Raw genomic sequence first — 10,501 nt, forward strand, 5'->3', positions numbered from 1 at the left:
CATGGGGAGGATTTGGGGCGGGCGTTTCGTTCACCGCTTCGCCAGCACCAGTTCCGCCAGCAACCGCTGGATCGCGGCCGGGTCGGCATTGCGGCTGACCTTCAGCGACAGGGGCATCGCCTCGCCGGTCACCCATAGCTTCAGGTCGCTGTCGAGGTCGAACGTCCCCGCGCTTTCGACCGAAAAGCTGGTGATCGAACGATACGGCACGCTGCGGAACGCGATTTTCGAGCCCGTAAGGCCCTGTACGTCGACCAGCACGAAGCGAAAATTGGTGAGGAAGGCCGTGTCGCGCAGCGAGCGGAATGCGGCCAGCACTTCCTCGCCGTCGATCAGCGCATGGCCGTATTTCTCACGGATTTCGGCCGGGTCGACTTCGTGGCTGCTGAACAAACCCATCTGCGTTTCCTCGTCAGGCGGTCAGGCGTGGGTTCACGACCTGGCCGTTTTGCGTCAGGCGGATCGCCTGCGTCACTTCGTCGTCGGGCGGCAGGACCGGACGGCCGGCATCCTTGTCCCAATAGGCCGCCAGAAAGTTGTAAAGGTTACGCGCAAATAGCGCCGATGCGTCCGCTGCCAGACGGCTGGGGACGTTGCGATGGCCGACGATGTTGACACCGTGACGCCGTACGACCTCGCCCGCGACCGATCCCTCGACATTGCCGCCCTGTTCGACCGCCAGATCGACGATGACGCTGCCCGGCCGCATCGAGGCGACCTGCGCATCGCTGACGAGGCGCGGCGCGGGCTTGCCGGGGATCAGCGCAGTGGTGATGACGATGTCCTGCCTGGCGATATGGGCAGAGACCAGTTCGGCCTGTGCCGCCTGATATTCGGCACTCATCTCGCCGGCATAGCCGCCGGCACCCTCACCCTCGATCCCCGCCACCTTCTCGACGAAGATCGGCTTGGCACCGAGCGACTGGATCTGTTCCTTCGTCGCCGAGCGGACGTCGGTGGCGCTGACCTGCGCACCCAGCCGCCGCGCGGTGGCGATCGCCTGCAATCCCGCGACACCGACGCCCATCACGAAGACGCGCGCCGCGCTGATCGTTCCGGCGGCGGTCATCATCATCGGAAAGGCGCGACCATATTCGGACGCGGCGTCGAGCACCGCCTTGTACCCCGCCAGATTCGCCTGCGACGACAGGATGTCCATCGACTGGGCGCGGGTGATGCGCGGCATCCATTCCATCGCCAGCGCTTCGAGTCCCAGCGCGGCATAGCCATCGATCCGCGCCCGGTCGGCGAACGGATGGAGTGCGGCCACCAGCCAAGCGCCGCGCTTCGCGCCACCCAGACTGTCGGGCGAGGGCGGGGCCACGCCCAACAGGATGTCGCCATCGGCAAGCGCCACCGCCCGGTCGGCGATGGTCGCGCCGGCGGCGGTATAGCCGGCATCGTCGATCGACGCGCCGGTGCCGGCACCGTGTTCGACGACGACCGTCGCACCCAGCGCGATCAGCTTCTTGACGGTTTCGGGGGTCGCGGCGACCCGGCGCTCGCCGGCAGCCTGTTCGGCGAGGAGCGCGACCTGCACGTCAGCCCGCGATCAGCCAGATGACCAGCGCGGCGATGATCGCGCAGATCACCGTACCCCAGGTGAACCAGCGGATGAAGCTGTTGTACGTCCCGGCATGGGCGGGGGTGCGGCCGTTGGTCGCCATCGATGAACCTCTCCATACTGCGTCGTTCAGACAACTCTAACGCAGGTTGGATCAAGAACAAGCCCCGCACCGCCCCTGACGGTTTTCACGACCGTCTTAAGGCGAACTTTACGCCCCCTGGCGCATGACGGTGTCGATCCGGGACGACAGGGACTTGGGAGCAGCAATGACGCGAGACGGACAGCGAGTGCTGATGGTGATCGACGACGAACCGGCACAGCGCCGGTTGGTGGGGGCGATCGCGGGTCGGCGCGGCTGGCGGACAGTGTTCGCGAGCGATGCCGCCACGGCGCTGATGATGCTGAACACGCCGGACGGGCTGGCGCTCGATGCGGTGCTGCTCGACCACTGGTCGCCCGATGCCGATGCGCTGGCGCTGATCGCCGATCTGCGTGCGGCACGGCCGGTGCTGCCGATCCTGATGCTGACCGCCAACGAATCGGTCGCCGGCGCGGTCGCGGCGATGCGCGCGGGGGCGACCGACTTTCTGGTCAAGCCGCTGGCCGCCGAGCGCCTGCTTTCCGCACTGGAGGCGGCGGCGGGGGCGGGCGACCATGGCGAACTGCGGCCGCTTACCGAGAAACTGTCGGCCTCGCTGGCATTCGACGAGATCGTCGGTTCCGCCCCGCAATTCCGCGCGGCGCTGGCCATCGCGGCCAAGGCAGCGCGCGCCCGCGTACCGGTGCTGATCGAGGGCGAGAGCGGGGTCGGCAAGGAAGTCGTCGCCGAGGCGATCCACGCCGCCTCCCCGCGAGCCCGCAAGCCGATGGTCCGCGTCAATTGCGGTGCGATCGCCGCCAATCTGGTCGAAAGCGAGCTGTTCGGCCATGAAAAGGGCGCGTTCACCGGCGCGTTCGAACGCAAGGCCGGCCGGTTCCAGGAAGCCGATGGCGGCACCATCTTCCTGGACGAGATCGGCGAGATGCCGTTCGAGACGCAGGTAAAGCTGCTACGCGTCCTGCAGTCGGGCGAGATCCAGTCGGTCGGCGCGCGCACGACGCGCGAAGTCGATGTCCGCGTGATCGCCGCGACCAACAAGACGCTGATGGCCGAGGTCGAGGCCGGGCGGTTCCGCGAGGACCTGTATTACCGGCTGAACGTCGTGCAGGTGACGATCCCGCCGCTTCGCGAACGGCGCGGCGACGTACCGGCGCTTGCCCGCCACCTGCTGGCGCGGATCGCGCAACAGCCGGGGTTGCGGCAGCTGGGCATCACCGACGACGCCATCGCGCTGCTCAACACCTATGGCTGGCCGGGCAATGTCCGCCAGTTGCAGAATGCGCTGTTCCGGGCAGCGGTGCTGTGTGACGGCGATACGCTGACCCGCGGCGATTTTCCGCAGATCGCCCAGATTGCGCAGGGCGATGCGCCGCAGCCGGTGTCACTGGTCCCGCGTCAGGACATGGCGGGCGGCGTGACGCTGTTCCGTCCCGACGGCCATCTGCGGATGCTGGAGGAGATCGAGGCTGACGTCATTCGCCTCGCCATCGGCCATTATCGCGGCCGCATGACCGAAGTCGCGCGGCGGCTGGGGATCGGGCGGTCGACGCTGTATCGCAAGCTGGGCGAATTGGGGATCGATCAGAGCGCGGCGTGAGGGGGCAACCCCCAGTCCCAACACCGTACCCCGCGCAGGCGGGGATGCGGCTGGTCCACGGAAGTTGGGGCTTACACTGGAAGCTCGCGCCACGCCCCCGGTGCCAGCCCCTCGACGCTCCATTCCCCCACCCGCCACCGGACCAGCCGCAGCGTCGGCAGGCCGACCGCCGCCGTCATCCGGCGCACCTGCCGGTTGCGGCCTTCGCGGATGGTGATCGACAGCCAGTGATCGGGCACCGACTTGCGGAAGCGCACCGGCGGCACCCGCTCCCACAAGTCAGGCGGGTCGATCGCGGCGACCTCCGCCGGGCGGGTCGGTCCGTCGTTGAGCGTCACTCCGCGCCGCAACCGGTCGAGCGCCGCATCGTCGCGCGCGCCCTCGACCTGCACGAAATAGGTCTTGGCCAGCTTGAACCGGGGATCGGCGATGCGCGCCTGCAGGCCGCCATCGTCGGTCAGCAGCAGCAAGCCTTCGCTGTCACGATCCAGCCGCCCGGCCGGATAGACGCCGGGCACCGCGACATGGTCCGACAGCGTCGCCCGCGCCTCCCCGGTCCCGCGATCGGTGAATTGCGACAGCACGCCGTACGGTTTGTTGAGCAGGATCAGCCGCGCCATGACGCCCTGTCGCCGCGCGCGGGCGCACTGTCCAGTGCGTTCAATCCCACCAGAAGAACCACCAGTCACTGGCCAGCAGCGTCGCCGCCAGCGCCTCGATCGTGTCGACGCCCTGATCGACGGTGTCCGGGCAATAGGCATAGCACTCGTGCGCCAGTGCCAGTGCTTCCGCGCGATCCTTCGGCCGGCGCTTCACGCGCAGGTTGATGGTGTCACGGTCGATCCCGACCAGTTCCGCACCATAGCGTTCCTGCCAGCGGCGCAGCATGGCACACTGATATTCGGCCGGCGGACAGGCGTTCCAGCCGCCCCATCGCAGATAGGCCGGTACTTCCCACGACGTTCGGGTCGGCAAGGTTACGATATGAACCCTGTCATACGGCTTGCCGGTCGACAGGTCGGTGGCGACGGTCAATTCGACCTGTTCGGTACGCGCCGGCCACGGACCGTTCGCAGGTACGAGACCGCTGTCATAACCCTGCCATTTCGCCAGATCGCCCGGCATGGCGATCATCCGGCTGGTCGCGACGATCCGTTCGACGGGCCGGACCGCCAGATCCGCCGCGCCTGGCGACAAGATCGACGGCATATCCATGCTGAACTGGTCGCAGATCGCATCCAGCCCCTCGTCGCCGCCGACGATTACGGGCCATCCCTTGCCCTCGGCACGGATGCGTTCCCATGCGGCCAGCGCCTGCGCGCCCGAAACGGTGGTGACCGGGTAGGGAAAGGCGGCGCGCAGCTTCGCTCGTGCCGCCTGCATCTGTTGGTCCATCGACGGTTCCGGCTCGATCGAAGGCGGAACCTTCGCCGCCGTCCGCCCCGCCGCGAACAGGCGCATCAGTCCGGCAATCCAGTTGCGTCGCGTCATCGTCGCCCCTTCAACCACAGCCTGCGGGAACCGACTATCCCGCCAAACCGTCCCTCACCTATAGCCTATAGGATTATCGGTGGAGAGCGACCCCATGAAGACCGTTTCGACCGCCCGCGCCCATGGCGGCACGCAGGGCGTATATTTCCATGAATCGACCACGACGGGCACGACGATGACCTTTTCGGTGTTCGTTCCGCCATCGGAGCCGGGACAGCGCGCGCCGGTGCTGTGGTATCTGTCGGGGCTGACCTGCACCCATGCCAATGTCACCGACAAGGGCGAGTTTCGGGCGGCCTGCGCCCAGCAGGGCATCGCCTTCATCGCGCCCGATACCTCGCCGCGCGGTGACGGCGTGCCCGACGATCCGGAGGGGGCGTGGGATTTCGGTCTCGGCGCGGGCTTCTATGTCGATGCGACGCAGGACCCGTGGGCGAAGCAGTATCGGATGCGCTCCTATATCGAGGACGAGCTGCCCGCGCTGATCGCCGGCCAATTTCCGATGCTGGATTGCGGTCGCCAGTCGATCACCGGCCATTCGATGGGCGGGCATGGTGCGCTGACCATCGCGCTTCGCAATCCCGACCGCTTCCGCTCGGTCTCCGCCTTCGCGCCGATCGTCGCGCCGTCGCAGGTACCGTGGGGGGAAAAGGCGTTGGGCGGCTATCTCGGCAACGACCGCTCGGCATGGCGCGCGGCGGATGCGGTCTCAATGATCGAGGATGGCGCGCGGGTGCGGGAGGTTCTGGTCGATCAGGGGGATGCCGACAATTTCCTCGCCGACCAGCTGCAACCGGAATTGCTGGCGAAGGCGTGTGCCGATGCCGGAATCGACTGCACGCTACGAATGCAGCCGGGATACGATCACAGCTATCACTTCATCTCGACCTTCATGGCCGATCATGTGCGCTGGCATGGCGAGCGGTTGAAGTAAGTCAGCCCCTTCCCGCCAGATAGGGAAGAACGCTAGACCGCGACCGGCGCGTCGATCAGGTCGAGGACGTCGCCGATTAGCGCGCGCATCGCCGCGCGGGCCGCGACCGGATCGCGCGCGGCGATCGCTTCGGCCACCGCCGCATGTTGTTCGACGCTGGCCGATCGACCGACGATGGTGTTGGTGAAGCGGATCGAGGTGTTGAGCGCGGTCGCCACCGTCTCGCGGAACTGGGCGTAGAAGGGGTTTTTCGCCGCCAGCAGGATCGCGACGTGGAAGTCGATGTCGGAGTCGAGCGGATCGTCCTCGCCACGCTCGGCCGCTGCCATCCGGGCGAGACCGTCGGCGATCCGTGCCTGATCCTCCGCATCGGCCGCGACCGCCGCCAGCGCCGCCGCCTCCGGCTCGATCGCGACGCGCAGCTGGTTGAACTGGCGCAGCAGGTCGACCGAGAATTTGCGGTCGAGCAGCCAGTGCAGCACGTCGGGATCGAACAGGTTCCACGCCGCCGCCGGGCGCACCACCGTCCCCTGACGCGGGCGGGCGCTCACCAGTCCCTTGGCGGTCAGCATCTTCACCGCCTCGCGCGTTACCGACCGGCTGATGCCGTGCGTCTTGCCGATCTCCGCCTCGGTCGGGAACGGGCGTTCGTCATATTCGCCGGTGACGATGGCGCGGCCGAGCGTGTCGAGCGTCGCGCGGGTCAAATTGCCGCCGGGCATTCCCGTCATCCGCGCCGCCATCCCGTCTCCTTTCGGTTCATCCATGCCGCTTGGCACTGGACACAGTGCATTCGTCGTATAATTGTCTGCCTCCAAAAGCCAGTGGGCCGGGGAGGAAACCATGCGTCTGTCGACGATCGATCTGATCGTGGTCATCATCTATGCGATCGGCATCTTCGGCCTGGCGCAATGGGTGAGCCGCGACAAGGGGGGGCATCAAAAGGATAGCTCCGATTACTTCCTCGCGTCCAAGTCGCTGCCATGGTGGGCGATCGGCGCATCGCTGATCGCGGCCAATATCTCGGCCGAACAGATCGTGGGAATGGCGGGATCGGGCTACGCCATCGGCCTCGCCATCGCGTCGTATGAATGGATGGCGGCGCTGACGCTGCTGATCGTCGGCAAATTCTTCCTGCCCATCTTCCTGCGCAACGAAATCTACACGATGCCGCAGTTCCTCGAACAGCGGTACGGCCCGTCGATCCGCACGCTGATGGCGGTGTTCTGGCTGGCGCTGTACGTGTTCGTGAACCTGACCAGCATCATCTGGCTGGGGTCGATCGCGGTCACGCAGGTCGCGGGCGTCGACCAGACGGTGGCGCTGGTCGGGCTCGGGCTGTTCGCGCTGCTGTACCAGCTGCGCGGCGGGCTGAAGGCGGTGGCGCTGACCGATATCGTGCAGGTCACGTTGCTGGTGTTCGGCGGCCTCACCATTTCCTATCTGACGTTGTCGCAGATCGGCGGCGATGCCGGGGTGATGGGCGGCTTCCACGAACTGACGCGGCGGGCGCCCGAAAAGTTCGACATGATCCTGACCGCCGACAATCCTTTCTACAAGGATCTGCCCGGCCTGTCGGTGCTGATCGGCGGCATGTGGATCGCGAACCTCAGCTATTGGGGCTTCAACCAGTATATCATCCAGCGCGCATTGGCCGCCAAGTCACTGCCGGAAGCGCAGAAGGGCATCGTCTTCGCCGCGTTCCTGAAACTGTTGATGCCGCTGGTGATCGTGGTGCCGGGCATTGCCGCCGTCGTACTGGCACCCGATCTGGCCAAGCCCGACGAAGCATATCCGACGATGATGCGGCTGCTGCCCTCGGGCCTGCTCGGCCTCGTCTTCGCCGCGTTGATCGCCGCGATCATCGCGTCGACCGCGTCCAAGATCAATTCGATCGCGACGATCTTCACCCTCGACCTTTATGCCAAACGCACCAGCGAGAGCGGGGCGATGGATGCAGCGCAGGAGCGCAAGCTGGTCCGCGTCGGCCGCATCGCCGCGAGCGTCGCGATCCTGATCGCGATCGTCGCCGCCAGGCCGCTGCTGGGCGGTGCCGACCAGGCGTTCCAGTTCATCCAGGAATTTTCGGGCTTCTTCACGCCGGGGATCACCGTGATCTTCCTGCTCGGCCTGTTCTGGAAGCGCGCGACCGAAGCCGGCGCGATCGGCGCGGCGATCGCATCGGTCGTCCTGTCCTATCTGTTCCGTACTTTTGCGCCGGGCATTCCGTTCATGGACCGGATGGGGCTGGTGTTCCTGCTGAGCCTCGGCCTCGCCGTGGTGCTGTCGCTGGCGCTGAAAGGGCGCGGCAACGCCAACCGTATTACGATGCAGGGCGTATCGTTCGGCACCTCGACCGGGTTCAACATCGCCGGCCTTGGCGTGATCCTGATCCTGATCGCACTGTACGCGACATGGTGGTGAGTCCGTTCATCGCCCTCGACTGGGGCACGACCAACCGCCGCGCCTACCGGCTTGAGGATGGCGGCATCGCTGCCGTGGTCAAGTCGCCCAAGGGCGTATCGGCAATGACGGCCGACGCGTACCCGCAAGAACTGGCGGCGATCCGGGCCGAACTGGGCGATTTGCCCGTGCTGATGGCGGGCATGGTCGGGTCGACGATCGGCTGGCGGGTCGCGCCCTATGTCGCGGTCCCGGCCGACATCGCCGACATCGCCGCGCAGCTGACGTGGATCGACGATCGGACCGCGATCGTGCCGGGCCTGTCCTTCACCGACGGCAGTCACGGCGACGTGATGCGCGGCGAGGAGGTGCAGTTGCTCGGCGCGGCGCTCGCCGGACAGGTGCCGCCCGACGCGCTGCTGTGTCAGCCGGGCACCCATTGCAAATGGGTCGAGCTGACCGGCGGCAAGGTCACCGCCTTCGCCACCGCAATGACCGGCGAACTGTTCGCGCTGCTCAAGGGCGGCGGCGTGCTGGCGCCGCAGCTGACCGCGCCGGTGACCGCAAGCGATGCGTTCCGCGACGGCGTTCGGGAAGGCGCAAAGCGCGATCTCGCCGCCAGCCTGTTCGGCATCCGCGCGTCGCACGTGCTGGGCCTGCGCAACGAAGCGGATGCCGCTTCCTACGCCAGCGGCGTGCTGATCGGCGGCGACGTCGCCGCGCGCATCGGCGATGGCCGCGACGTGCATCTGGTCGCCGACGGCGATCTCGCCACCCTGTACGCCACCGCCATCGAGACGCTGGGCAGCCGCGCCATTGTCAGCGGCTGCGAGGATGCCTTTATCGCTGGTATCACCCACATCCGAAAGTTGTCCGCATGAGCCACCTGACTGCCTTCGACACCGCCTTTGCCCGTTGCCCGCTGGTTGCAATCCTGCGCGGCGTCCAGCCGCACGAGGTGGAGGCGATCGGTGACGCGCTGATCGATGCCGGCTTCGCCGTCGTCGAGGTGCCGCTCAACTCGCCCGACCCGTACGAAAGCATCACCCGCCTGTCGAAGAAGCTGGACGGCTATGCCGCGGTCGGCGCGGGCACGGTGCTAAGCGTCGAACAGGTCGACCGGGTCGAGGCAGCGGGCGGCACGCTGATCATCTCACCCAACGCCAATCCCGCAGTTATCTCGGCGGCGGCGGAGCGCGGGCTGGTGGCGATGCCGGGCATCGCCACCCCGACCGAAGCTTTTGCCGCACTCGAAGCCGGTGCCGCCGCGCTGAAGCTTTTCCCCGCCGAAGCCGCCAGCCCGGCGGTGATGAAGGCGATGCGCGCCGTCCTGCCGCGCGACGTGCGGATGCTGCCGGTCGGCGGCATCGTGCCGTCGGTGCTGGTCGATTGGCACAAGGCGGGCGCGGCGGGGTACGGTCTCGGTTCGGCGCTGTATGTGCCGGGCATGAATGCCGAAACCGTCGGCGAGCGCGCGCGGGCGTTCGTGGCGGCGTGGAACGCGCTGGAGAAGTAGGCACCGCCCCGCGCGGACGGGTCGCGCTTCGATCAGCTACCCCATCGTTCCCCCGGACTTGTCGAGGCCGCTGCGAAAGCCGCGCGCTAAACCAAACCGAGCCGTACCCCGGCGAAGCCCGGGGTACGGTCAAAGGAGTTTGGCAGAGGTCCCGACTTGTTCGAGGTTTCTGCGAAAGGCTTGGTTCCTCGCACTATGCCCTATCCCCGCGCGGAGGTACGGTCCCCCGGTCGTCGAAGGCGCGACGTTCGCAGGTGCCTCGACGGGTGACGGGGTGACGGGGGTGGAGCGCGCTACCGCACCGTTCCGCCCGGACACGGAAACCCCTGCCCCCTCAACCGTTTGCCCCGCTCCTTCTTGCCGGAGCATCGTCCATGTCGCACCCCCGTCCCGTCCTTGGCCTGTTCGCCGGGATCGCCGCCGGCCTGATCGCCTCGGCGGCGATGGCCGCGTTCCAGTCGGTCGCCGCGAAACCGCTCGGGCAAGACGGCGGCGACGACGATCCCGCGACGGTGAAAGCCGCCGACAAGGTCGCGATCGCCACCACCGGCGACCGCATCCCCGACGCCTACCGTCCGCAGGCGGGGCAGGCAGTGCATTATCTGACCGGCGCGGCGCTCGGCGGCCTGTACGGCGTCCTCACCGAATATCGCCCGCAGGCGGCGAGCGGTTTCGGCAGCCTGTATGGGATCGCGACCTCCGCGCTGCTCGACGAAACGGTGGTGCCGGCGACCGGGCTGGGGTCGCCCCCATGGGAGACGTCGGCTGCGACCCACGCCTATGGCGCGTTGGCGCATCTGGTATTCGGGGTGTCGCTGGAGGGGGCACGGTTGAGCTGCTGCCGGTTCCGTGGACACCGAGATAAGGTGTTTTTGGAACCGGAGGATGGAGAT

Annotated in this window: 12 protein-coding genes; 6 read left to right on the forward strand and 6 right to left on the reverse strand. The window is 67.3% G+C overall.

What is annotated here, in order from left to right; all coding sequences use genetic code 11:
* Window positions 1-30 precede the first annotated feature (30 nt).
* From ASE91_RS06640 to ASE91_RS18705, 3 genes are read right to left on the reverse strand one after another with little or no spacing between them, the layout of a single operon-like run.
* The gene (locus ASE91_RS06640; protein ID WP_056394053.1) at window positions 31-399 is read right to left on the reverse strand and encodes a PH domain-containing protein; all 369 of its coding nucleotides are present in this window, start codon (window positions 397-399) and stop codon (window positions 31-33) included.
* 13 nt (window positions 400-412) lie between these two features.
* A complete protein-coding gene (locus ASE91_RS06645; RefSeq protein WP_056624106.1) occupies window positions 413-1,540 on the reverse strand; it encodes a Re/Si-specific NAD(P)(+) transhydrogenase subunit alpha in 1,128 nt (375 codons plus the stop codon).
* Between the two features lies 1 nt (window position 1,541).
* Window positions 1,542-1,667, reverse strand: a complete 126-nt coding sequence (locus tag ASE91_RS18705; RefSeq protein WP_082453856.1) for an aa3-type cytochrome c oxidase subunit IV — start codon at window positions 1,665-1,667, stop codon at window positions 1,542-1,544.
* A gap of 166 nt (window positions 1,668-1,833) precedes the next feature.
* Between ASE91_RS18705 and ASE91_RS06650 the strand changes: the two genes are divergently transcribed.
* Window positions 1,834-3,264, forward strand: a complete 1,431-nt coding sequence (locus ASE91_RS06650) for a sigma-54-dependent transcriptional regulator (protein WP_056000277.1) — start codon at window positions 1,834-1,836, stop codon at window positions 3,262-3,264.
* Window positions 3,265-3,335: 71 nt separating this feature from the next.
* Here ASE91_RS06650 and ASE91_RS06655 read toward each other — a convergent pair whose 3' ends face one another.
* Both ASE91_RS06655 and ASE91_RS06660 read right to left on the reverse strand, forming a co-directional pair.
* On the reverse strand, window positions 3,336-3,884 hold the full coding sequence (locus ASE91_RS06655; RefSeq protein WP_056624109.1) for a pseudouridine synthase: 549 nt from the start codon (window positions 3,882-3,884) through the stop codon (window positions 3,336-3,338).
* A 40-nt stretch (window positions 3,885-3,924) separates the two neighbouring features.
* Window positions 3,925-4,755 carry a DUF4253 domain-containing protein gene (locus tag ASE91_RS06660; RefSeq protein ID WP_056000283.1) on the reverse strand — a complete coding sequence of 277 codons (831 nt, stop codon included), beginning with the start codon at window positions 4,753-4,755 and terminating at the stop codon, window positions 3,925-3,927.
* Window positions 4,756-4,849: 94 nt separating this feature from the next.
* Between ASE91_RS06660 and fghA the strand changes: the two genes are divergently transcribed.
* A complete protein-coding gene (fghA, locus tag ASE91_RS06665) occupies window positions 4,850-5,689 on the forward strand; it encodes an S-formylglutathione hydrolase (RefSeq protein WP_056624112.1) in 840 nt (279 codons plus the stop codon).
* Window positions 5,690-5,721: 32 nt separating this feature from the next.
* Here the strand turns inward: fghA and ASE91_RS06670 are convergent, their stop codons facing one another.
* Complete coding sequence (locus ASE91_RS06670) at window positions 5,722-6,456, reverse strand: FadR/GntR family transcriptional regulator (protein WP_156357706.1); 735 nt, start codon at window positions 6,454-6,456, stop codon at window positions 5,722-5,724.
* A 76-nt stretch (window positions 6,457-6,532) separates the two neighbouring features.
* Here ASE91_RS06670 and ASE91_RS06675 point away from each other — a divergent pair, with 76 nt between their 5' ends.
* The 4 genes from ASE91_RS06675 to ASE91_RS06690 all read left to right on the forward strand — a co-directional run.
* Window positions 6,533-8,113, forward strand: a complete 1,581-nt coding sequence (locus ASE91_RS06675; RefSeq protein ID WP_056624114.1) for a sodium/sugar symporter — start codon at window positions 6,533-6,535, stop codon at window positions 8,111-8,113.
* Window positions 8,104-8,973 (forward strand): 2-dehydro-3-deoxygalactonokinase, encoded by an 870-nt coding sequence (locus tag ASE91_RS06680; RefSeq protein ID WP_056624117.1) that lies wholly within the window; start codon window positions 8,104-8,106, stop codon window positions 8,971-8,973. Before ASE91_RS06675 ends, ASE91_RS06680 begins: the two co-directional genes overlap by 10 nt.
* Window positions 8,970-9,608 carry a 2-dehydro-3-deoxy-6-phosphogalactonate aldolase gene (locus ASE91_RS06685; RefSeq protein WP_056624119.1) on the forward strand — a complete coding sequence of 213 codons (639 nt, stop codon included), beginning with the start codon at window positions 8,970-8,972 and terminating at the stop codon, window positions 9,606-9,608. The genes ASE91_RS06680 and ASE91_RS06685 overlap by 4 nt, the downstream gene beginning before the upstream one ends.
* Window positions 9,609-9,982: 374 nt before the next feature.
* Window positions 9,983-10,501, forward strand: a 519-nt coding sequence (locus ASE91_RS06690) for a DUF1440 domain-containing protein (RefSeq protein WP_156357707.1), incomplete at its 3' end; no start/stop codon positions are given.

This window comes from Sphingomonas sp. Leaf62 (genome assembly GCF_001421915.1).
Classification (GTDB): Bacteria; Pseudomonadota; Alphaproteobacteria; order Sphingomonadales; family Sphingomonadaceae; genus Sphingomonas.